This window comes from Mesorhizobium sp. M0491 (assembly GCF_040321265.1).
Taxonomy (GTDB): domain Bacteria; phylum Pseudomonadota; class Alphaproteobacteria; order Rhizobiales; family Rhizobiaceae; genus Mesorhizobium.
Window position 1 is genome coordinate 23126 of sequence record NZ_JAMYRE010000010.1, and the last position, 23354, is coordinate 46479.

Annotated in this window: 18 protein-coding genes and 1 tRNA gene; 10 read left to right on the forward strand and 9 right to left on the reverse strand. The window is 62.4% G+C overall.

Annotation, left to right across the window (positions count from 1 at the left end):
* Positions 1–665: 665 nt before the first annotated feature.
* Positions 666–2303 carry an ABC transporter substrate-binding protein gene (locus NKI69_RS14630; protein ID WP_023808574.1) on the reverse strand — a complete coding sequence of 546 codons (1638 nt, stop codon included), beginning with the start codon at positions 2301–2303 and terminating at the stop codon, positions 666–668.
* Between the two features lie 128 nt (positions 2304–2431).
* Between NKI69_RS14630 and NKI69_RS14635 the strand changes: the two genes are divergently transcribed.
* Positions 2432–3331 (forward strand): LysR family transcriptional regulator, encoded by a 900-nt coding sequence (locus NKI69_RS14635; RefSeq protein ID WP_352721749.1) that lies wholly within the window; start codon positions 2432–2434, stop codon positions 3329–3331.
* An 89-nt stretch (positions 3332–3420) separates the two neighbouring features.
* Here NKI69_RS14635 and NKI69_RS14640 read toward each other — a convergent pair whose 3' ends face one another.
* Both NKI69_RS14640 and NKI69_RS14645 read right to left on the reverse strand, forming a co-directional pair.
* Complete coding sequence (locus NKI69_RS14640) at positions 3421–4293, reverse strand: phytanoyl-CoA dioxygenase family protein (RefSeq protein ID WP_023808572.1); 873 nt, start codon at positions 4291–4293, stop codon at positions 3421–3423.
* Between the two features lie 168 nt (positions 4294–4461).
* Complete coding sequence (locus NKI69_RS14645; RefSeq protein ID WP_352721752.1) at positions 4462–6552, reverse strand: O-antigen ligase family protein; 2091 nt, start codon at positions 6550–6552, stop codon at positions 4462–4464.
* Positions 6553–6846: 294 nt separating this feature from the next.
* On the opposite strand from NKI69_RS14645, the gene NKI69_RS14650 reads away from it, so the two are divergent.
* The 5 genes from NKI69_RS14650 (at position 6847) to NKI69_RS14670 (ending at position 10784) form a co-directional block, all read left to right on the forward strand.
* Positions 6847–9282 carry a hybrid sensor histidine kinase/response regulator gene (locus tag NKI69_RS14650; RefSeq protein ID WP_352628668.1) on the forward strand — a complete coding sequence of 812 codons (2436 nt, stop codon included), beginning with the start codon at positions 6847–6849 and terminating at the stop codon, positions 9280–9282.
* 5 nt (positions 9283–9287) lie between these two features.
* Positions 9288–9665: a response regulator gene (locus NKI69_RS14655; protein WP_292566459.1), complete on the forward strand. Its 378-nt coding sequence runs from the start codon at positions 9288–9290 to the stop codon at positions 9663–9665.
* Between the two features lie 139 nt (positions 9666–9804).
* A complete protein-coding gene (locus tag NKI69_RS14660; RefSeq protein ID WP_352721755.1) occupies positions 9805–10116 on the forward strand; it encodes a VOC family protein in 312 nt (103 codons plus the stop codon).
* 128 nt (positions 10117–10244) lie between these two features.
* Positions 10245–10319 (forward strand) — tRNA-Gln (locus tag NKI69_RS14665).
* 240 nt (positions 10320–10559) lie between these two features.
* Entirely contained in the window at positions 10560–10784 is a 225-nt protein-coding gene (locus tag NKI69_RS14670) for an Hpt domain-containing protein (protein ID WP_352550787.1), read from the forward strand.
* Between the two features lie 15 nt (positions 10785–10799).
* Here NKI69_RS14670 and NKI69_RS14675 read toward each other — a convergent pair whose 3' ends face one another.
* From NKI69_RS14675 to NKI69_RS14690, 4 genes are read right to left on the reverse strand one after another with little or no spacing between them, the layout of a single operon-like run.
* The gene (locus tag NKI69_RS14675) at positions 10800–12224 is read right to left on the reverse strand and encodes a glycosyltransferase family 2 protein (protein WP_352721757.1); all 1425 of its coding nucleotides are present in this window, start codon (positions 12222–12224) and stop codon (positions 10800–10802) included.
* A complete protein-coding gene (locus NKI69_RS14680) occupies positions 12224–13261 on the reverse strand; it encodes a HEAT repeat domain-containing protein (RefSeq protein WP_352550791.1) in 1038 nt (345 codons plus the stop codon). The genes NKI69_RS14675 and NKI69_RS14680 overlap by 1 nt, the downstream gene beginning before the upstream one ends.
* Before the next feature lie 2 nt (positions 13262–13263).
* Positions 13264–15006: a YaiO family outer membrane beta-barrel protein gene (locus tag NKI69_RS14685; RefSeq protein WP_352721759.1), complete on the reverse strand. Its 1743-nt coding sequence runs from the start codon at positions 15004–15006 to the stop codon at positions 13264–13266.
* Entirely contained in the window at positions 15006–15398 is a 393-nt protein-coding gene (locus NKI69_RS14690) for a response regulator transcription factor (protein ID WP_127270163.1), read from the reverse strand. The genes NKI69_RS14685 and NKI69_RS14690 overlap by 1 nt, the downstream gene beginning before the upstream one ends.
* Positions 15399–15787: 389 nt before the next feature.
* Here NKI69_RS14690 and ppdK point away from each other — a divergent pair, with 389 nt between their 5' ends.
* The 3 genes from ppdK (at position 15788) to NKI69_RS14705 (ending at position 20598) form a co-directional block, all read left to right on the forward strand.
* Complete coding sequence (gene ppdK, locus NKI69_RS14695) at positions 15788–18466, forward strand: pyruvate, phosphate dikinase (protein WP_352721761.1); 2679 nt, start codon at positions 15788–15790, stop codon at positions 18464–18466.
* Between the two features lie 118 nt (positions 18467–18584).
* The gene (locus tag NKI69_RS14700; RefSeq protein WP_352677136.1) at positions 18585–19688 is read left to right on the forward strand and encodes a glycosyltransferase family 9 protein; all 1104 of its coding nucleotides are present in this window, start codon (positions 18585–18587) and stop codon (positions 19686–19688) included.
* Positions 19689–19857: 169 nt separating this feature from the next.
* Entirely contained in the window at positions 19858–20598 is a 741-nt protein-coding gene (locus tag NKI69_RS14705; protein ID WP_352721763.1) for a polysaccharide deacetylase family protein, read from the forward strand.
* Between the two features lie 39 nt (positions 20599–20637).
* Here NKI69_RS14705 and NKI69_RS14710 read toward each other — a convergent pair whose 3' ends face one another.
* Together NKI69_RS14710 and NKI69_RS14715 are read right to left on the reverse strand one after the other, a co-directional pair.
* Entirely contained in the window at positions 20638–21027 is a 390-nt protein-coding gene (locus tag NKI69_RS14710) for a DUF427 domain-containing protein (RefSeq protein WP_352721765.1), read from the reverse strand.
* Between the two features lie 142 nt (positions 21028–21169).
* Complete coding sequence (locus tag NKI69_RS14715; RefSeq protein WP_023808564.1) at positions 21170–21526, reverse strand: hypothetical protein; 357 nt, start codon at positions 21524–21526, stop codon at positions 21170–21172.
* A 183-nt stretch (positions 21527–21709) separates the two neighbouring features.
* Between NKI69_RS14715 and NKI69_RS14720 the strand changes: the two genes are divergently transcribed.
* Positions 21710–23338, forward strand: coding sequence for a fatty-acid--CoA ligase (locus NKI69_RS14720; protein ID WP_352721767.1), 1629 nt, complete (start codon positions 21710–21712; stop codon positions 23336–23338).
* Positions 23339–23354 lie beyond the last annotated feature (16 nt).

The following is a 23354-nucleotide window of genomic DNA, read 5'->3' on the forward strand; positions in this document are numbered from 1 at the left end:
TTTAGAATCTCCAAATCGGATGGGAATAACTCCGCTTGTTCCGTCATTTCAACATGCCATTGCGTCAAATCCAACAGGCCGTGTGTGGCTCGGGACTGGTTGCGTCCGCTTCACAATACTCGCTCTTGCTTCAGCAAGAAATGTCTTGCCGGGCTTAACGTCCGCGGCAGACCGGAGTTCCGCGTAACAACAAGTCGGGCGATTTCCGCTAAACTGCGCGACGGACGCCTGTTAAGATCCGGTATGATCACAAGGAGGAGGCGGCAAGATCGCTCAAGTGACTCGATCCTGCCGCCGCGGGTCTTGTCTTCCGGTTGGCATCCAGGCGTGAATTCTCCCGGTTTTCGGGAAGGTCGTTGTCGGGGAAAGCGGGTTTCGCTGCCGTCAGGCAAAAGTAAGCTCCAGTTGTGAACCGGAGTGTGACGATGACAGACGCAGAAACCAGAATGTTTCGCATGCTTGGTGTGCCGGCTGGTCTGATGTGGCGGCCTGAGGTCCCTGCTGACCTGCCATGGCAGGGCATGTGTGGGCGCATCTGTGCATCGTGTCCGATGCGAAGCCCGCACTGCTCCACGACCGTTCTTGATGGCGGCGCCACGCCGCAACTTTCCCGGTGACCAAGGGTAAAGACGGCGCTGCAGAATGCGCCGCCCTGTCGCCCGCGATCAGGCGGCGAGCCAAGCCCGGGTGAAGTCCTGCTCATAGGCCTGATGCATCTGGTAACCCATCAAGGCAGGTTTCATATGGCAGAACAGCTTTCGCCAGTAGGGCTGAACGATGATGCCGGAATCCTGCAGCATGACCTGCAGTTCCTTCATCACCGCACGGCGCTGCTCCGGATCGGCGATGGCGTTGGCCTTGTGGACCTTGGCATCGAAGTCGGGATCGGCGAACCCTGTCTCGTTCCATGCCGAACCGGTCTGGTAGGCAAGCGCATAGGTCTGGATGCCGAGCGGTCGGGCGTTCCAATTGGTGGTCGCGAAGGGATACTTCGTCCAGTCGTTCCAGAATGCCGATTCCGGGATGACGGTGCGTTTCACCTTGAAGCCGGCTTCGCGCATCTGCTGGGCGACGGCATCGGAGCTTTCCTTGCGGTAATCGGCTTCGACCGAGATCAGATCAAACTCGAAATCGAGCTGGCCGGCTTCCTCGAGCAATGCCCTGGCCCGGACCGGATCACGTTTGATCGGCGGCAGGTCGGCGTGTTCGGGATGCATCGGTCCGACATGATCGTTCTGCGCGACGATACCCATGCCGTCGGCGCCCAGTTGCAGCACCGCTTCGTTGTCGACCGCAAGCTGTATGGCGTTGCGCACGCGCTTGTCGTCATAGGGTTTGGCGTTGACGTTGCAGCGCGAGACCAGGGTGGCGGCAGTGACGATCTCGCTTTTCTTCAGGCCCAGCCTGTCGAGCATGGCGACGTCATAGGACTGCGTCTGCCCATTCAGGTCGATCTCACCGGATTCGAAGGCGGAGACGGTGGCGGCCGAGTCGGTGCCGTAGTCGGTCCAGTCGATGCCGTCGAGGAACACCTCGCCGCCCCACCACGACCCGTCCGGCCGCTTGCGCACCGAGGCAGCAACGCCGACATCGAGTTTTTTAAGTTCGAACGGGCCCGTGGAAACGGGGTTGGCCGACAGTGGCGCAGCCTTCGGATTGAAGGTGTGGTGGACGATCAATGCCGGGTAGTCGGTCATCGCGGGGATGATGGTGATGTCGGGCTGAGACAGTTTCAGGACCACGGTGTGGCCGTCGCGAACCTCGATGGCACCAGTGCGCGCCACCTTGGTGTCGGGATCGATCAGCGCGGTCATGCGCCCGGCCATCGAGTTGCCGGCGGCATCCTTCTCGCACCAGCGCGTGATGTTGAAGGCGACATCCGTGGCGGTGAAATCGTCGCCGTTCGACCATTTCACCCCCGGGCGCACCTTGAGCACATATTCCGTGGCGTCCGCATTGATCTCCCAGCTCTGCAGCAGCACCGGCTCGAAGGTGAAATCCGGCTTCCAGCGCACCAGCGGTTCGAGAAACTGCATGGCGATGTTGCCCATCTGCGAAACCTTGAACTTGCGCGGGTCTTCCAGCTCCATCACCTGCATGGCAACACGCAGCACGCCGCCCTTCCTGGGTTGGGCGGCTTCTTCGGCCCGCGCCGGGACCGGCTGACCGATGAGCCCATAGGCAATCGCGGTGCTGGCGCCGAAGGCGCTGGCCAGCGCCAGGAACTCGCGGCGGCCAAGCGCGCCGCTCTTCGCGCCTTTCGCAAATGTGCCGATCGCCGGATGAAGAGGTCTGGATGTCATATCGGTTCTCCCATTGTTGATTTTACGCCCAAATTCGGTGGAATGCCCTTGCCGCGTCGTTGCTGGGCGCTGTTTTCTACAGGACGCAGCCGATGGCGGCGGGGCCGCGACGGCGAGGGGAAGGCAAGATGAATCTTCTGACGGCGATGCGGGTGTTCGATCGAGTCTGCCTGCTGGGCAGCCTGTCGGCGGCGGCCCGCGATCTCAACATGTCGACGACGGCGGTCAGCCGCACCATCAAGGAACTGGAAGACGACCTCGGCGTCCGGCTCATCAATCGCACCACAAGGCGTCTTAGCCTCACCGAGGCGGGCCGCGACTATGCTCCGCGTGCGCGCAGCCTGCTCGACGACATTTCCGAACTGCAGGATTCGACGCGCGGCCTGCACAAGGAGACGCGCGGCCTGATCCGGGTTTCCTGCTCCAATGTTCTGGGCCACACGCGCATAACCAAGCTGGTGCCGAAATTCCTCGAAGAAAACCCGCTCACCACGATCGAGTTCGACCTCACCGCGCGTTATGTCGTCGGCATTGTCGAGGAAGGCTACGATGTGGCCATCCGCTTCGGCGGTCAGGCGGATTCCGCCCTGATTGCCCGCCGGCTTGGTGAAGTCCGCAACTATGTCTGCGCCACGCCCGATTATTGGGATGCAAACGGCCGTCCGGTCCACCCGGATGAGCTGGCAAGCCATTCCTGCGTGCTGAGCAATTTCGCCAAGCGCCTTGGCACGTGGCCATTCATCGGACCCGACGGCCCTTTCGATGCGGCTGTCGGCGGGCGCATCTCGACCAACAGCGTCGAGGCCGCCTATCAGATGACCAACGCCGGTTTCGGCATCGGCAACCTGCCCAGCCTGCTGGTCGACGCTGCGATCAGGGACGGCCGGCTGGAAGTGCAGCTGGATGAGTTTCGCCCTGGCTTCAGCCCGATCTACGCGCTCTATCCGCACCGCACCTATATTGCGGCCAAGGTGCGCGCGTTCGTCGATTTCCTGATCCGCGAACTGTCGGCCGACTTCACCGCCTGAAATGCTGCGCGATTGCCCATGGCCAACGCCGTCAGGGGCCTGGCGCGCACGCCAGGCCCCCTCTGCCCCCGTCGCCCGACGCGGCAGCGTCATTTCCACCAGGCGGTGGTGTCGTACATCGGCCCCGGCTCCTCGAAGAGCTTTTCGTATTTGCACAGTGCCGGCGTCTTGCCGAGCGGCACCGAAACACCGTCCCTGAACGCCCATTCGCCACGTTGCGTCGTATCGGCCCGCACATAGCTGGACAGCGCAAAGGCCCGGTCGTGCTGCGATTTGTTAGGCGAGGAGCCGTGCACGGTAAGCAGCCCCCATAAAGCAAGGTCGCCCGGCTCCAGCACCAGCGGAACGATGGTCGCCGGGTCGATGCCGACCTTGCGCAACTCTTCTTCGGCGGTCAGGCCCTTCATCAGTTCGCCGGTTCCCTCGTCCGACAGGCCGAGATAGCCGAGCTTGTGGCTGCCGGGCACGACCTGAAGGCAGCCATTGTCCAGCGTCGCCCGATCGACCGCGAGGCCTGTTGTCACGGTGGCGTCGGCGACATTGTCGAAGGCGGCCTGGTTACGGAAGCGCAGATCCTGGTGGAAGCGATAACCCGTGACATTGGCGCCGGGCGGCTTCCAGTGCAGCTGTTGGGCGATCTGCCTTATGTCACGGCCGATCAGGCCCTCGAGCAGCTTCAGATAGTCGGGATTGCGGCGGAATTCTTCGAAATAGGAATTGATCCAGGAAAACCAGTAAGCCTGCAGCACATAGCGTTGGCCAAAGTCCGATTCAGGCAGGATCTGGAAATTCAGGTTGCCGTGCCGGAAGGTGGCGTGATGCTTGAGGCCGTCGGCATAGACCGCATCGGTTTCCTTCTTCAGCCGGATCATCTCGTCGCCGTCGACGAATTGTCGAACGACCGCGTATCCTTCCTCGCGGTACTGCTCCACCGCTTCGCGTGCCTGCCTGTCAGTCAGCATGTCCGTGACAACCCCCGTCTGTGATCCGTGTCGATCGTAACGAAGGGGTTGCCGGCGATAAGCCATGGATTTTGACATCGACTTTCCCGATTATCGGGAAATTGAGCGGGGCCTCAAAGGTGCATTGGTCGCAATCGGCTGGTCAGATACGTGCTGCGCCGGCAGACCCTAAAAATAGGTCCGCGGCGCGACAAGGTTCTTCTGCTGGCGAACATAAAAACAGTAGAAGCCGAACGCCGCGGCAAACCACATGAAGGCCTCACCCATGGCCAGCCGGTTGTTGGAATTGGTAAGGATGCTTAGGGCGAAGAAGACCAGTGTGGAGATGTAGCAGGACCATGCGGCCGGAGCGACAAGCTTGGCTCGCATGGCCAGTAGAACCTGCCTGGCCGACCAGGTGTAGAGAAAGGCAAAGAACGCCAGTCCGACCACACCATAGCGCACGGCAATCTCCAGATAACCATTGTGGAAGACGTTGAAGATCATGGGATGATAGGTTCTGTTCTGCCATTCGGTCAGCCAGCTGGAACTGGCTCCGAAGATCGGGTGGCGCTTCCAGATATTGATCGCATCCGCCCACAGCATCAGCCTCTCCTTGGCTGCAAGCGGAACCGCGTCGCTCGCGATGGCGCGGTCGAAGGCGGGGAGGACCCCATGCCTGAACACATCCGGAACCAAGGTTTTGATGAATGCCATGGTATCGTCGGCGGTGGACGAGAAGATGTTGTGTGCTGCGACAATGCCGGTCGCCACGATCACCAGCACGCCACCCGAAACCAACAGTTCGCGGCGATGGCCTCTCGCCAGGGTCATGACCGCCAACAAGAGCAGAGCGAGCGCAAGCGCAAGCCACACGCCCTTTGACCGCATCTCGATGATATTGACGAGGGCAAGCAGCAGGACGGCTGTCGACAGGACCCAATGCAGGTTCTTGGTTGCTTTCCCGAGGTCCGTTCTTTGGGCCGAGTAGGCCATGAATTGCAGCGTGCAGAGGAAGATGAAACCGGCCGCCACCGACGCGTGGATGGGATTGTTGAAAAGCCACGGGGCCGGTTGGATGCCTTGAAACATGTCCGAATAGAAGGTGTCCGCCGCCAGGAAGACGAGACTGAGGATCATGAACCAGAGCACGAGCCGTGCGGGTTGCCTGACAAACAGCAGAAACGCGAAGCCGGTCGTCGCGTAGAACAGCGGAAACATGTAAATGCCTTCGGCGCCACCCAACTGGTGGGTGCCGAAATAGACGATCGCCAGTCGGATGAAGACATAGAGCGACCAGCCCAGACACAGAAAGCCGACCCAACCGATCAGCGGTTTGCTGTAGGTCCACAAATCCACTCTGAACCAGCGGATGACCGCGACCAGGGCCAGCGCCAGGCCCGCATAGCGGTAGGTGTCGGCCTCGCGCCACACCGCGGAGACCAAAGCGAGAATGGCGAGTGCCGCAAGCAACAGAAGCAAGGTGTGGCGCGGCGCGTTGTCCTTGGCATCATCCAGGGCATCTCGCGGCAGAGGGGGCGGCAGCAGGACGTGATGCAGGCGGCGCAGCTCGTCGCTGGCCCGCAACACCCCGGCACGTAGCCGGCTCGGCCCGCCCAGCCTTGCGGATTTGTAGCTTCCCGAGGGGCCGGCTATGCCCGAGATCCCACTGCTGGCGGCGAAGCCAAGCACGTTTTGGCGGACCGAATAGACTTTCAGGCCGGTATCCCAAAAGCGCTCGAGTGCAACGTCCCATGGCATTTTCATAACGGCGAGCGCCGACAACAGACCCTGCGCGCCCTCCCGCGTCACCAGATAGGCGGCGGCCGAGCCTTGCGGGCCATGCAGCGCACGACCGATCTCGTCGCCTTCCGTCGTCTCGACGGCGCGCATGAAGAAGCTCATGCGATGGTTGGTCAGCTTGATGACGTCGAAATCCGGCACCGCCGCGATGATGGCCTCGATGCGCCGTATGGTGTTTTCGCTGAAGAGGACGTCGTCCTCGACAATCAGGCCATAGGCGCCGCCACCCGCGAGGAATGCCTCCAGCGCCTGGATATGGCTGCGGTAACAGGCATATTCGCCCGAAAGGATGTCGCGCCCGCTCAGCTTGCGCGCGGCTGGCAGATCGATCTCCGTCCAGTCTTTTTCAGCAAGCGCCCGACCGTCGACGGCGGCAATGCGCTGCAAGGTCAGTCCTGCCGCTTCGGCGCTGGCGAGCAATTCGCTCCAGCGCTGGGTCTCGCGATCGAGGTTGATGGCGAAGATAGGAAGGTTCATTGAAGTTCCATGTTGAGCCGCCACCCACCTGGCCGACCTATGTATGGAAAGAGGAAGATGTTCAAGGCGACACTGTCCAGATCATGTGTAAATGCTGATCCGAATTTGCCGCGATGGCTTGGTTCATCTGCTTTTATGACGCAGTCGAATATTAGCTGATCGGCTTCATGGAAGGTCGCAAAGGTACTCTCGGGTCCCATGTGCCCCAAAGGGAATAGAACGGCATGGCCGGGCAGGTTCTTTAGACCTCGGATAGGTTTTGTCGGTATTTATCGGAAAAAAGGAGCCGAAGTCATGACCGACATCTGGCACTCACTCCTCGCCAACCTTGCCCTGGTCTCCATCCTCGTGGTCGCCTGGGACCTTGTGGCGGACTTCACCGGGCGTCTCTCGCGGCGGATGCAGTCGCTGCTTCTCGGCATGGTCATGTGCGTGGGCGCGATCATTTCCATGGCGACTGCCCTGTCCGTCTCCGGCTTCGTCGTCGATCTGCGCGCCGCCTTCATTGCTGCTGCCGCGTTCTTTGGCGGATGGCCGGCAATGCTCATCGCCACGGTCGGCTCCATTGTTTATCGCGTCCATCTCGGCGGGCAGGGTGCGGGTGCTGGTGTCATGGGTATCCTCATTACCGCAATCGTAGGCATTGCGTGGCACCACATCGTCGCGGCCCGATCGCGCACCATGTACGACATATTCGGTCTGGGCGTAACGGTCGCTCTCGCCGGGCTGATCACGCTCCTGGTCATCCCGGCGCAAGCCGTCACGGGCCTTGTGCAGCAGAGCACGTTCCCCTCCCTCGTGTTCCGCTTTCTCAGCACAATCATCATCGGCGTCCTGCTCGACCGGCAGCAGCGCCGGCGGGAGCTCTTGATGTCCAACATGACCTACCGGGCCATGGTTCGCGAACTGCCGGATTGCCTGAACATAAAAGATGTCGACGGCCGCTTCATCGCCGCCAACCCCGCCACCGCCGAAATGGTTCGCGCCGCTTCGGTCGACGATCTGATCGGCAAGACGGATTTCGATTTCTACCCCAGGGAGGTGGCCGAACGCTTCCGGCAGGATGAGATGGGCGCGCTGGAGGCCGGGCAGACGTTGCGGATCGACCAGCCCGCGCTTTTCCCCGATGGGCGGCAAGGTTGGCTCTACACGCTCAAGGCCCCTTTTCGCGACGAGGCCGGCAAGATCGTCGGCGTCATCACCTACAATCGCGACATCACCGAGCAGAAGCGCACCGCCCAGCTCAAGAACGATTTCATTTCCACGGTCAGCCACGAATTGCGGACCCCGCTGACCTCCATCCGCGGCTCGCTTGGCCTGATCGCGGCCGGTGTGGCCGGCGAACTGCCGCCCAAGGCCGCCAATCTCGTCAACATCGCGCACACCAACAGCGAAAGGCTGGTTCTTCTCATCAACGACATTCTGGATATGGAGAAGATCGAATCGGGCGTGATCACCTTCAAGATCAAGCAGATGCCTGTCCGTCAGGTCCTGGAGCAGGCCATTGCCGCCAGCTCCAACTACATGGCTGACAGCCGGATCAGGATCGTTCTGATCGACGATGCCCCGCGCGCCGAGGCCAACATCGATCCGGATCGCCTGCATCAGGTGATGGCGAACCTCCTGTCGAATGCGATCAAGTTCTCGCATGCCGACGGTACTGTCACAGTGAAATTCCAGCGTCATGACCACGGCATGCTGCGGATTTCCGTGATGGACCAGGGCGCTGGCATCCCGGAGGCTTTCCGCGGCCGTATATTCGGAAAATTCGAGCAGGCCGACGCCTCCAGCACCCGTAAGATAGGCGGCACCGGCCTGGGCTTGAGCATCGTCAAGGCCATTACCGAAAAACTGGGCGGAGCCGTTTCCTTCGAAACCGAGGAAGGCAAGGGAACCTCGTTCCACGTGGACCTTGCAGAAGTACGCAGGCACCACCCAAGGCCGTATCCGCCACCGCACCTGACACGGAAGCCCGATGGCCGCCTACGGGTTCTGATCTGTGAAGACGAGACCGACGTCGCCGCAGTGATTGCGGCACTCTTGGATGCGGAAGGCTTTTCCAGCGACGTCGCACCCGATATCGCCACCGCAAAGGCGCTTCTGCGGTCCCGCGAATACGTGGCCTTGACCCTCGATATCAAGCTGGCGGGGGAATCCGGCATCAAACTCTTCCATGACATTAGGGCATCGCCGGTGAATTCCGACATTTCGGTCATCGTCATCTCCGCCGTTGCCGATGAGGCCAGGCGTTCGCTCAACGGCAGCGCCGTCGGTATCGTCGACTGGCTGGAGAAGCCGGTGGATTCAAAGCGGCTTCACGCCGCCCTTGCCAAGATCCTTGCTGGCAGGACCGAGCAGAGGCCGAAGATTCTCCATGTCGAGGACGATGAGGGCGTGCTTGCGGTGATGTCGGAGGGGTTGGGTTCGGGTGTCTCGATTACTTCGGCGAAGACGCTCAAGGACGCCCGGGAGGCGATCGCGCGGCATCTCTTCGACCTGGTTATCCTGGATATTGCACTCCCCGACGGCTCGGGGTTGGACCTGCTGGCCGATCTGCCGCTCGAGACCGGGGTCATAGTGTTTTCGGCGGCGGAGCTCGACCAGAAACTAGGTGATCGCGTGCAGGCCATCATGACCAAGACCAGGGCGTCGGAAATCGATGTGGCAAAGCTGGTCAGGAGCATGTTGGTTTCGCCCCGCACTCAACCTGCCGCGCACGCCAAGGAGTGACGCTCATGCCCGCAAGGATTCTCTATGTGGATGACGAGGACGATATCCGCGAAATCGCCCAGATGTCGCTGGAGCTCGAGCCGGAATTCGAGGTGCGGTCCTGCCCGTCCGGCATGCAGGCGCTGGTCGATGCCGCCGAATGGCGGCCCGACCTCATTCTGCTCGACGTAATGATGCCGGACATGGATGGGCCGGAGACGCTGAGGCGCCTGGCCGAGTCCGGGCCGACGGCTTCGATACCTGTGGTGTTCATCACCGCGCGCACCCAGACGCATGAAGTCGAACGCTATCTGGCGATGGGGGCGGTAGGGGTGATCGCCAAGCCGTTCGACCCGCTTGCGCTTGCCGGTGAAGTCAAAAGATTGCTTCTATCGCGCGCCTGAGCCGACGTTTGGCGTGGGCACCGAGCGCAGTCTGGCTGCAGACTGTGCGACGCCGTTCACGGCTCCTATACCATGTCGCCTTATTCATCTACTGATTGTGCCGAGGTGGCAGGCGTAGCGAATCAGGTTGTATCTGGAAATGCCCGCGACCGGTGGAACGCTGGACCGGCTGAAGGCTTTCTACAGTACTGCCTTTGCCTGGTCGTTCACCGATTATGGGCCGACCTATTCGGCCTTTGCCGAAGGCCTGGACGGAGGCTTCCAGGCAGATGCCGCGGAAGCGCCATCAAAGCCGCTGCCCGTGCTCTACAGCAGGGATCTGGAGCAAACCCTCGACGCTGTCGAAAGCGCCGGCGGCACGATCGTCAAACCGATCTTCCCGTTCCCCGGCGGCCGGCGCTTCCACTTCGTCGATCCAGCCGGAAACGAGATGGCGGTGTGGTCCGAATAGCCCGCTGCATATCATTTGGCAGCGCTGCGTTGCCTGCCCAATTCGAGCGTTCCAACCGTCACTCATAAGGATTGTGCTTTTTGGCTGCTCTGCTAATAACGCGCCGCACAAGCGACTCTGACGGCAATTGGGGCGTCGCCAAGTGGTAAGGCATCGGTTTTTGGTACCGACATTCCCAGGTTCGAATCCTGGCGCCCCAGCCAAACACCTTTCTAGTGATGGCGGAGCGGCCGCCCATAGCACAGGCATGCCGGTGTCGTTGCAGACCAGCCTGGCGCCGTTCTCCTCTGACAGGAGATCGTGCTCGACAAACAGTCCGTTCCAACCCGCGCCGCTTTCTGCTTGAATACCCTCGACGTCCCGCAATGGAGCATCGCCCTATCTCAAACGATCCCTTCGCTTCCTTGCAGCAACGTTTCCTTGCCCGGTGTGCGGATCGGCTCGTGGAGTTGAAGGCCGCCCGTGAGAGGAGGGCTGTGCCCGGCAGCAGTTCCGACGATACGCTGATCGGGATCGCCCACTCGCTGGCGGGTGGGGCCGGAACGTTCGGCTTTCCGGGTATCAGCGTGCGAGCGTCCGAGCTTGAGACGCTGCTGATCGAGCGATCGGATGTCGCACATACTGCGCTCGATGCGCTTATTGCGGAGATCGAGCGGACGCTGAAGTGACTCAACCGAAGAGGCTCACTTCTTCGGTCCAGTCAGGCCGGTCCTGGTCATCTCGCCCCAGCTCTGGTCGGCGCGCAGATATTGCCACCAGCCCTTCACGCGCCAGAAATTGTTGAGCTGGCGGTAGCCGAAATTCTCGATCACCGCCACGGCCGTGAGCACGGCAAGGTCCCGCGCGCGCGGAAAACGCTGAAGCTCGGCTTCTTCGAGAACCAGCGAACACACGCTCACGCAAACGCCGTAGGTGAAAACCAGCGACGTGAATGCCAAGAGATATTCGGTCGAGAGGATGCCGAGTAGCCAAAAGGCTGGGATCAGCACATAGCCCAGCACCTCCGATATCGGCCCAAGCACATCGACAATCAGTATGTGGCCAAAGCCGAGGAAGCCGACCCGCCCATAGCGGGGATTGAAGAGCATGGAGCGGTAGCGGAAGAAGCACTCAAGCGCACCGCGCTGCCAGCGCGTGCGTTGCCTGGCTAGAACGCGCAGTGACTCTGGCGCTTCTGTCCAGCACACCGGCTCCGGAATGAACTGGATGCGGTATTTGCGTTTGGTGTCCATCATGTGGCGATGCAGCTTGATCACAAGGTCCATGTCCTCGCCCATCGACCCCTTGGTGAAGCCGCCAACCGCCACCACTTCGGCGCGGCGGAACACGCCGAAGGCGCCGGACACCAGCATCAACGTGTTGATGCGGCTCCAGGCCAGCCGTGCCATAAGGAAGGCCCGCAGATATTCGACCACTTGGAACAGTGCCAGCAACCGGCTGGGCAGGCGGATCTCGCGCACCCTGCCCGCTTCGATCCTCGATCCATTGGCGATGCGGATCGTGCCGCCGACGGCGATGGTGCGCTCGGGATCGTCGATGAAGGGCTGGGCCGCGCGCATCAGTGCATCGGGATCGAGGATGGAGTCGCCGTCGATCACACAAAAGAGAGGCGCGCGGCAGACATTGACGCCGGCATTCTGGGCATCGGCCTTGCCGCCATTTTCCTTGTCGACCACAAACAGCCGTTCTGTCATCGGCGAGGAATAGAGGCCGCGGATCGGCTTGTGTGTCAGGGCCTCCTCATAGGGCCGGTGGAATTTCACCAGCTTGAAGCCTTCGATAAGGCGCTGCAGAGTCTGATCCTTCGAGCCGTCGTTGATGACGATGACCTCGAAATTCGGATATTCGAGCGCCAGCATCGAGTGCACGCTCTCGACCACGTTCACTTCCTCATTGTAGGCGGGCACCAGCAGCGCGATCGGCGGCGCTACGTCGCCATAGCGGTGCCACAGCAGAGCCGAACGCGCGACCGGCGGGCGCTTGGACAGGGCGTAGGCGGCGATGATGAGCTGCAGCAGGTAGATCGCCGTCTGCGCCAGCCCCGCCCCGATGATGAACCAGGACAGGATGGAGGCCCCCAGAACGATCTCTTGGCTCCAGTCGAACATCAGGTGGCTGGCCCCTCGGCAAGGATCAGCGAGGCTGTGCGCTGCCTGCGCGAGACGTCGCTGGCGGCGATCTCGCGCAGCACCTGCTCTCCCTTCTGGCCAAACGAGCGGAGCGCGTTGGCAGCGGCATAGCGCACAGTCCATGCCTCGTCGTCCATAAGCTGCGCGAGGGGCGGGGCGAGTTCAGACAGGCCGAGGCGGCCCGCCGCATCGGCAGCGTCGGCGCGTACATCCCAGCCGCCATTTTCCATCGCCTTGATCAGGATGGCCGGCGCATTGGCATGTCCGGTCAGGCCGAGTGCCCGCAATGCGGCTGCGGCAACCTCCGATGACGGATCGCCGGCCGCGCGAGCAAAGAACTCACCAAACCGGAACCCGCCGTTGCGGGCAAGCGCATCGATTGCGGCCGCCCTGATGAAAGGCACCGCGTCCTGACGTCCGGCGTAATCCCTGAGTTCGTCGAACCGCTTTGGCGGAAAGCGCCTGAAAAGCTCGATCAGGCGTCGCGAGCGCTGTCCCGCCACGCCGATCTTGCGCAGCGTTATGACGAGCGGCGGCAAAGCGCCGAGATCGCAGAGCGCGATCGCGACGGCGATCCTGACCTCACGTGATCCGTCGCGGTCGAGTGCCGAAAGCAGGCTTGCCACCGCGTTTTCCGAACGCAGGGCCGCCAGCATCTCGGCCGCGTGGATGCGTTCGGCGCCGTTGCCTTTTTCCAGTTGGGTGCCGACAAGCGCCGGCAGGCCACATTCGTTGAAGGCTGAGAGGAGCTCGTCGTGCTCCTCGCCGCGCAACAGCGAAATAAACTCGAAGCCGGCATCGACCGCCACCCTCGCCGGCACCGCGAGCAGCGCCGTCTTCAATGCCTCGCGATCCCGATTTTCGGTGAAGGCGATCAGCGCCGTCAGAAGAAGGCGCCGCTGATCGGCGCTCGCCGTCCCCCGGCGCTCGTGCAGCACTCGGCGCGCGATCAGCAGAAGCATGATCGCCAGGGAAAGGGCACTGAGCAGGATGGATAGGTGCCAGATGTACAACATGATCAGAACCGCGTGGTTAGGCCGAGCCCGAATATGGTTCGGTCGAATGTCGGGCGCTGCTCATGGGCGAGGCTGCCGCGCAGCGTCAGCGGATCGGTGACGTCCCAGGAGATTCCGGTAAAGACGGTACGCGTCGGCACCAGCGTGCCGTCGGAGATCTCGGGGGCATCCGCATAGCCACCGAACACATTGACTCTCGGGGTAACTGCAAGATCGGCCCGCAGCACATAACCATCGGCGCGCGTGCCGATATCGTCGGCTGCGTGGACCCAACGTGCCGAAAGCCCCAGCCGGCCGTCCAGGACATAGACTTGCACCCAGGGCGAGATTGTGGAGACCTCGGCGGTGGCGAAATTGTCATAGCGAGCATCGATGTTGAGCGAGAACGGGCCGAGCGCTTTCGCGGGCGCCATGATCCGCCACGAAGCGCCGGCCCCGACCGAATATCGTGCCAGGAAGTCGGCATCCGGCGTCGCCGCTGCCAGCACATAGGCCGAAACCGTGGGCGAAAAGGCCTGGTCGATACGGCCATCAATCTGAACATCGGTGCGACCGTAGCGAGTCGCCATCCGGGTGCGGCCCGAAATGGTCGTCTGCGGGGTGAGCCGATAGGCAAGGCCGGTCGAACTGTCTGTCCAATCACCAAGTCCATCGGTGAGGTCGCTCACTTCGCCACCGATATCGAGCCGCCATTTGCGCGGCGGTGACGCAGCTAGTCTCTGCTCGATGTCGCGCGAGCCGGGTTCGAGGGCAAGCGCCTGCCGGTAGGCATCGCGCGCGGCGTCGTCGTCGCCACGGGCGCGGCGCACATCGCCGATTCCCACCAGCGCTTCGGCATTGCGAGGATCGATCGCCAGAACCCGCTGAAACGATTGCTCGGCCCGCGTGTAATCCTGCTCGATCAGGGAAATCCGCGCGTCGAGGCCGAGCGCCTCGGCATTGTCAGGCACAGTGCCAAGCACGTCATCAACCGTTGCGCGGGCGCGCGGCACGTTGCCCTGCCAGATCGCCAGGCGGACCTTGCCGAGGCGGGCGTCGAGAAGGCCGGGCCTGATTGCCAGCGCCTGGTCGAAGAAATGCCCGGCCTCGTCGAATTTCTGTTGGGAGCCCGCCACGAGACCCATGGCGACCAGGATGTCGGTGTTTTTAGGCGCCAGCCGCAGCGCGCGGCGATAGGCGTTCTCCGCCTCGGGCAATTGTCCCGCCGCCCGCAATCTCTGGCCCTTCTCCATCAGGCCGGCGACAGGATCCGGCCGCGGCGGGCGCAGCTTCTTCCTCGCGGTCGCAGGCTTCTGCTTGCTGCTGTCGGCCTGCTGGGCCTTGCGGATGTTGGCGACAAGCGTCGCCGCGTCGGCATTGCCCCGCTCGGCACGCGACACCTCTTCTGCCAGTTGCAGCGCGGCGTCCAGATTGCCTGAGCGGAACTCGACCTGAGCGATGCCGAAGCTGGCATCCAGATAGGTCGGCGCAAGCGCAAGCGCCCTGGAAAAGGCTTCACGCGCCGCCGGCAGATTGTTGCGGCCAAGCTCGGCGAAGCCAAGTTGCACCAGGGCGTCGGCATTGTCGGGCTTGAGCGCCAGCGCACGCCGCAACAGCTCCGCCGCCTCGTCGAAATGCTGGGCTTGCCTGGCCTTGACGCCGGAAGCGTACAGTTCATCGACCACCTGGGCCAGCGCGGCGGCAGGCGCCGATTCAACCGCCAGGAAAACGCATGCCGCAAGGACAGCGCGACGGCCACGCCACATCAGCGTTTGCCGCTCTTGCGCGCCAGCAGGCGCGCAAGCCGGGCCAGGAGCTCCTCGGGAATGAAGGGCTTCACAAGGTAGTCGTCGGCTCCCTTCTCAAGGGCCGAGACGATGTCCCTTTCGCCCTTGCGGGCGGTCAGCATGACAACCGGGATTTCCGACAAAGCCGGGTCGCTCTTGATGCGGGCAAGAACCTCCAGGCCGTCGGCCTTGGGCATCATCGCATCGAGCACGATGATGTCCGGCGCCTCATGCTCCGCCTTCAAGAGCGCTTCCGCCCCGTCTATGGCCTTGATGACCTCGTATCCCTTTGCCCTGAGCCTGAATTCCATCAGTTCGAGCAAGAGGGGATCGTCATCGCAAATCAGAACTCTTGCCTTCGCTCCGTTCACCAGCCTTGCTCCGGTTCGCGCCTCGTTTTGCCGCTTGCCCCCCGGAGTGATTGATCCATGAACCGACGTCCGCCAACGCGGTTCATGCAGACAGACACATTCTTCTCAATCTCTCGCCTAGCTCCGCCGATGCCGCGCGATTATAGAGTCGAGTTTTCCGGGCAGTTTCATGGCTGTTTGTTCCCTTTATGTTCTACATCAAAAACCTCGGAATGGCAAGTCATTTCGCCGCATCTTCGGACACGGCTTTTGCTTAATCGATTGTAGAAGGCCGACCGCTTTGCCGGCGCTTGCCTTTCGCACTGCAGCATCATATCGCTCCAAGGACGGACCGGCGGAACTTTCCGTTTCGCCAATCTTTCCAATCTCCTGCAACCGGAGAGCGATGCATGACCAAATGGGTTTTCACCTTTGGCGATGGTGCGGCGGAAGGCCGTGCCAGCGACAAGAATCTCCTGGGCGGCAAGGGCGCCAACCTGGCCGAGATGTGCAGCCTGGGGCTGCCGGTGCCGCCGGGCTTCACCATCACCACGGAGGTCTGCAACGCCTACTACGCCAACGGCCGTATTTATCCGGCCGGGTTGGAAGCCGATGTCGCGGTCGCGCTCGATCACATCGGCCGGCTGACCGGCCGTCGGTTCGGCGACCCGTCGAAACTGCTGCTGGTGTCGGTGCGTTCGGGCGCTCGCGCCTCGATGCCCGGCATGATGGACACCGTGCTCAATCTCGGCCTGAACGACGAGACGGTCGAGGCGCTGGCCGCCGATTCCGGCGATGCGCGCTTTGCCTATGACAGCTACCGCCGCTTCATCCAGATGTATTCCGATGTCGTCATGGGCCTCGACCATGAGGTGTTCGAGGAAATCCTGGAGGATCAGAAGGGCGGGCTCGGGCACGAGCTCGACACCGAACTCACGGCGCTCGAATGGCAAGGCGTCATCGCGCTCTACAAGGCCAAGGTCGAGGAAGAGCTCGGCAGGCCTTTTCCGCAGGATCCGCATGAGCAGCTCTGGGGCGCGATATCAGCCGTGTTCTCGAGTTGGATGAACAACCGCGCCATCACCTATCGCCGCCTGCACGATATTCCCGAAAGCTGGGGCACGGCGGTCAACGTCCAGGCCATGGTGTTCGGCAATATGGGCGAAACCTCGGCCACCGGCGTTGCCTTCACGCGCAACCCTTCGACCGGCGAAAAGATGCTCTATGGCGAGTTCCTGGTGAACGCGCAGGGCGAGGACGTCGTCGCCGGCATCCGCACGCCGCAGAACATCACCGAAGCGGCGCGTATCGCAGCCGGCTCGGACAAGCCGTCGCTGCAGAAGCTGATGCCTGACGCGTTCCAGTCCTTTGTCACCATCTCCGACAATCTGGAGAAGCACTACCGCGACATGCAGGATCTCGAATTCACCATTGAGCGCGGCAAATTGTGGATGCTGCAGACCCGCTCCGGCAAGCGCACCGCCAAGGCGGCGCTGAAAATTGCCGTCGAGATGGCGCAGGACAGGCTGATCACGAAAGAGGAAGCCGTCGCCCGTATCGACCCGGCCTCGCTCGACCAGTTGCTGCATCCGACCATCGACCCCAAAGCCGCGCGCGATGTCATTGGCATTGGCCTGCCGGCGTCGCCCGGTGCCGCCACCGGCGAGATCGTCTTTTCCTCCGGTGACGCCGAGGAATTGAAGACGCAAGGCCGCAAGGCGATCCTGGTGCGCATCGAAACCAGTCCCGAAGACATCCACGGCATGCATGCGGCGGAAGGCATCCTGACCACGCGCGGCGGCATGACCAGCCACGCCGCGGTGGTGGCGCGCGGCATGGGCAAGCCTTGTGTCTCGGGTGCCGGCTCGCTGCGTGTCGACTACAAGGCCGGCACGCTGATGGCGATGGGCTCGACCTTCCGCAAGGGTGATATCATCACCATCGATGGCAGCAACGGCCAGGTGCTGAAGGGCGCCGTGTCGATGTTGCAGCCGGAACTTTCCGGCGATTTCGCCGCCATCATGGAATGGGCCGACGCCGTGCGTCGCATGAAGGTGCGCACCAATGCCGAAACGCCGCTCGACGCGCGCATGGCGCGTTCCTTCGGCGCTGAAGGCATCGGCCTTTGCCGCACCGAGCACATGTTCTTCGACGGCGAGCGCATCGTCGCCATGCGCGAGATGATCCTGGCCGACACCGAAAAGGACAGGCGCGCCGCACTTGCCAAGCTTCTGCCCATGCAGCGCTCGGACTTCCTCGAACTGTTCGAGATCATGGCCGGCTTGCCGGTGACGATCCGCCTGCTCGATCCGCCGTTGCACGAATTCCTGCCGAAGACCGAGGAGGAGGTGGCCGAGGTCGCCGCCGCCATGAAGGTGTCGCCGGACAAGCTCAGGCAGCGCACCGAGGCACTGCACGAGTTCAACCCGATGCTCGGCCATCGCGGCTGCCGCCTGGCTGTCTCCTATCCCGAGATCGCCGAGATGCAGGCGCGGGCCATTTTCGAGGCGGCCGTGGAGGCCGGCAGGAAGGCCGGCGCCCTGGTGGTCCCCGAGATCATGGTGCCGTTGGTCGGCCTGGTGAAGGAGCTCGATTACGTCAAGGCGCGCATCGATGCGGTTGCCAAGAGCGTCATGGAGGAAACCGGCGTCAAGATCGATTACCTCACGGGAACCATGATTGAGCTCCCCCGCGCCGCGATCCGTGCCCATGTCATTGCAGAGTCGGCCGAATTCTTCTCCTTCGGCACAAATGACCTGACCCAGACGACCTTCGGCATCTCGCGCGACGATGCGGCCTCGTTCCTGGAAACCTACCGCCAGAAGGGCATTATCGATCAGGACCCGTTCGTCTCGCTCGACATCGACGGCGTCGGCGAACTGGTGCGCATGGCCGCGCAAAAGGGCAAGGCGACGCGGCCAGACATCAAGCTCGGCATCTGCGGCGAACATGGCGGCGATCCGTCCTCGATCCGCTTTTGCGAAGAGGTCGGCCTCGACTACGTGTCCTGTTCGCCCTATCGCGTGCCGATCGCCAGGCTGGCGGCCGCGCAGGCAGCGGTGCTGGTTGCGAAGGCAGGCCGCCGATAGGATCCATCCAGCTTACCGTTTTGTAAGGCAATTCACGCGAACGTGCTGGCGGCGTCGCGTAATCTCGACATTGTTCCTGCCCAATTTGCGGCCATCCGCAAATTGCTCCCGGAAACAGATGCTGCAGATTTCTCCCGCGCCGTTCCACTCGATCCTGGTCATCCAAACCAAGTTTATAGGCGATCTCGTCCTCGCCTCGGCGCTCGCCAAGAACCTGCGGCTCGAATTCCCCGGCGCCAGCATCGTCTTTCTGTGCGAGGCCCGCTTCGAGAGCTTCGTCATGGCCCATGGTATCGCTTCCGAGGTGGTCGCATTCAGGCGCGACCGCATGCGCGGAACGCCCTTGGAGCGCGGGAAGGAGCTCTACGCCATGGTGCGGGCGTTACGCCGCTTCCGTTTCGACCTGACCATCGACCTGACCGATTCGAAGACGTCGCGCATGGTCACCGGGCTCGTCAACGCCAAGACCCGTGTCGGTTACAATCCTTCCGAAAGACCCTTGCGTATGTTGGAGCGGCAACCCGCCAATGTCTTTGCCAAGCCCTACGGCTTTGATGGTCAGCATTTCCTGTACCGCTACCTCTCGCCGCTCGAAGCGCTCGGCATCGAACTTCGCACGGTGATTCCGAACCTTCAGCCGCTGCCATCGGAGACGGCGAAAGCATTGGCGCTGCTGGGTAAGCACCATCTGCGGCCAAACGCATTCATCGCCGTGCATGCGGGTGCAAGCTTCGAGGGCCGACGTTGGCAGCCGGAGCGGTTTGCAGCAGTGATCGTCGAGATTGCCGGCGAGACCAGCCTGGATGTCGTCTTGGTGGGCGGCCCGGACGAGCGCGAGATCGCCGAACGTATCGTCGCCAGAACCGCGCCCTCGGTCGTCAATCTCGTCGGTGACCTGTCGCTTGAAAGCCTGCTGGCGTTGCTGAAACAGGCTCGGCTGTTTCTCGGCAATGAGAGCGGCCCGATGCACATGGCCGCAGCCACCGGAACCCCGGTTGTCGGATTGTTCGGTCTGACGGAGCCGTCGCGCTGGGGGCCCGTCGGCGTGCCCAGCATCTCGCTCCAGCCGCCGATGCCTTGCGCCTGCATGGCCGAAAACCTCTGCCGCGCGCCGGATCCGAGCAAAGCATGCTGCGTCTGGGGCCTAGAGGTCAAGCCTGTGGTCGATGCGGTGCGCGAGGTTCTTTCGCGCACCGAAATGAAGCTGGAACGCGCCATCTGAGATCATGCGCCGCATGCACGACCGCTCTCGACGCGGTGGAATGACCTGTCGCCCACAGGAACGGTCACATTGTCGCGGAGCGCTTTTCAGCTATGCATCATCCCGATTTCCGCCTTCATGCGGGTCGTTGGGATGCCTGCTTGAAATGACGGGTCCGGGAATCGGTTTGATGCGCCTGCTGCAAAAAAATCTCTGTATGATCGCCATGTTGTGGGCGATGGCATCCGCCGGCCATGCCGCGCCGCTCGTCGAGCCCACCCTGCATATCAGGCCGGAGGCAAGCGGCGCCGGTCGCGTTGCGCTCACGCTCGACGCCTGCGGCGGACAGACCGACAGCCGGATCCTTTCGGCATTGGTGGACAATAAGATCCCCGCCACCATTTTCGTCACCGGCATCTGGCTGAAGCGGAACGCCGCCGCCGTCGAGATCATGCGGGCGCATCCCGATCTGTTCGAACTGGAAAATCACGGCGGCCGCCATATCCCGGCGGTCGACACGCCGCAAAAAATCTACGGCATCCGCAGCGCCGGCAGCCCGGACGCGGTGCTGGCCGAGGTCGAGTCGGGGGCCGCCGCTCTTGCCGGGACCGGCGAGCCGGCACCGAAATGGTTCCGTGGCGCAACCGCCGAATACAGCCCGTCGGCAATCGCCATGATCCGCAAGCTTGGCTTCAAGGTCGCGGGTTTCTCGATAAACGGCGACGGTGGCTCTTTGCTCGGCGCCAAGGAAACCGCCCGGCGCATCGCGGCGGCCAAGGACGGCGACGTCATCATCTCGCACATCAACCAGCCGACCCATGCGGCCGGCGAAGGCGTGGTGCAGGGGCTGCTGGCGCTCAAGGCCAAGGGCTTGACCTTTGTGCGGCTCGACGATGCCGAAGGCATCGGCAACAACGGCACGACGGAGTGACTGGCCAGCCGAGCGGATCTCGATGCCGTCGGCGTGGGCTCAGTCTGGTTTGGCTTCGATCGTGACCTTGCTGGCGTAGAATGCGCCGTGGTTGCGGATTTCAGCCATTTCGTCGAAAGGCCGCTCGTAGGCCCACATGGCGTTCTGGCCGGTCTCGCCGGCAGGCAGCACGCTCCAATAGCTTGCATCGCCCTTGTAGGGGCAATGGGTCGAGTGGTCGGTGCGGCCGAGCTTGCCGAAATCGATGTCGGCGAACGGAATGTAGAACGCCGCCGGATAGGGGGCCTCGGTCAGCACCTTGGCCTTCGCTGTTGAAGCGATGACCACGTCTCCGGTACGCACGGTAACGGTGCCGGCATAGGGCTCGATGGTGATGATTTTGTCCGGGTTGCGTTGGAAACCGGGTGCGGGGTTGGCGATCTGATCCATGCGGGGCTCTCCTTGCGTCGACTTTAAGGTGTGTCGCGCAAGCGCATTGTGCAAGCCGCTATCGCCATCCAGTACGCAAAACTTGCCGGGCCGACGCCGATGGATCGCGCCTTGGAACCCTCGAGATACTTGTCGTCAGCTGTCAGGCAGCGGCCTTGAACACGTCCATGAGACCGGCATAGGCGGCAGCGATCCCGGCGACCGGGTTGCTGCTTCTCGATACGGTCTCGACCTTCAAGGAACCGCCGCCGGTAGGCAAGGTGAGCAGCAGGAACTGGCGGTTTCCGCCATCGCCGACTGACGCGGCCGCGACGTGCTGGTCCTCGCCCTGATTCTGGACGCACATCTTGAACAGCAGCGTGCCGCCGACCGCTTCCAGCGCGCCGCCGACAACTTCAACAAATTCATCTTCGGAAACAGTCTTTGTGTCCGGCACCACATCGGCCAGACTTTCGGCAAGCGTACTCTCGAGAGCCTTGTCGTCGAGCTGCGCGTCCATGCGAACCTCTTTCAGTCGCCAATCGCACCCCTTTGCCCGTTAACGAAACTTAACGCCGACGATGGCCGGATTGTGGCGGTTTTCCACCAATGCGGCGCTTGGTGGTGCTGGCGGCTGGACAATCGGCCGGTTCGCTCCACAATAGCCCGAAAAGCACAACGCAAAAGCGTGAGGGAGGACCCAATGCTGGGACTGATGCAGGAATGGCCGCTGCTTTGCCATAAGCTCATCGACAATGCCGAGCGGCAGCATGGCGTGCGCGAGATCGTGACGCGCTCGATCGAGGGGCCGATCGTGCGCACCACCTACGCCGACATCCATCGTCGCGCCCTGAAGGTCGCCCAGCGGCTGGAGCGCGACGGCTATGGGCTGGGCGACCGCATCGCGACGCTGGCCTGGAACACCGCACGCCATATCGAGGCCTGGTACGGCATCATGGGCATCGGCGCCATCTACCACACGCTCAATCCGCGGCTGTTTCCCGAGCAGATCGTCTGGATCATGAACCATGCCGAGGACAAGGCAGTCTTCGTCGACCTGACCTTCGTGCCGCTGCTCGAGAAAATCGCCGGCGCCGTAAAATCGCTGAAACAGGTGATCGTGCTGACCGACAGGGCGCATATGCCGCCGACGACATTGCCCAACGCGGTCGCCTATGAAGATTGGCTTGACGAAGCGGATGGCGACTTCGCCTGGAAGACCTTCGACGAAAGCACCGCCGCTGGCATGTGTTACACGTCCGGGACCACGGGCGATCCCAAGGGCGTCGTCTACAGCCATCGTTCGAACGTGCTGCACGCCATGATCGCTGCCATGCCCGACGCCATGGGCCTGTCGTCGCGCGATACGATCCTGCCTGTCGTGCCGATGTTTCACGCCAATGCCTGGGGTCTTGGCCAGAGCGGGCCGATGATCGGCGCCAAGCTTGTCATGCCCGGCTGCAAGATGGACGGCGCCTCGATCTATGAATTGCTCGACACCGAGAAGGTGACCTTCAGCGCCGCCGTGCCGACCGTCTGGATGATGCTGCTGCAGCATCTGGAGGAGACCGGCAAGAAGCTTCCCTATCTGAACAAGGTTGTCATCGGCGGCTCGTCGTGCCCGCGCGCGATCATGACCAAGTTCCAGCAGAACTACGATGTCCAGGTTATCCACGCCTGGGGCATGACCGAAATGTCGCCGCTCGGCACGCTGTGCACCCTGAAGCCGGACCATGCCGGTCTTGAGGGCGAAGCCCGGCTCGATGTCCAGCAGAAACAGGGCTATCCGCCCTTCGGCGTCGAAATGAAGGTGACCGACGACGACAACAACGAGCAGCCTTGGGACGGCAAGACTTTTGGCCGCCTGAAAGTGCGTGGGCCGGCCGTTGCCCGTGCCTATTATGGCGGCGCCGGCGTGGAGCAGTTCGATGAGGATGGCTGGTTCGACACTGGCGACGTCGCCCACATCGACGCCGGCGGCTACATGCAGATCACCGATCGCGCCAAGGACGTCATCAAGTCCGGCGGCGAATGGATTTCGACCATCGACCTCGAGAATCTGGCTGTTGGCCATCCCGATGTCGCCGAGGCGGCAGCCATCGGCGTTCAGCATTCGAAATGGGGCGAACGGCCGCTGCTGGTCGTCGTCCGCAAACCGGGCAAGGAACCGACCAAGGCTGACATTCTCGACTTCATGGACGGCAAGGTGGCCAAATGGTGGATGCCGGACGATGTCGCTTTCGTCGGTGAAATTCCGCACACCGCCACCGGCAAGATCCAGAAGATCACCTTGCGCCAGCAATTCAAGGACTATCGCCTGCCGACGGATTGACGCGATGGTGCATGTT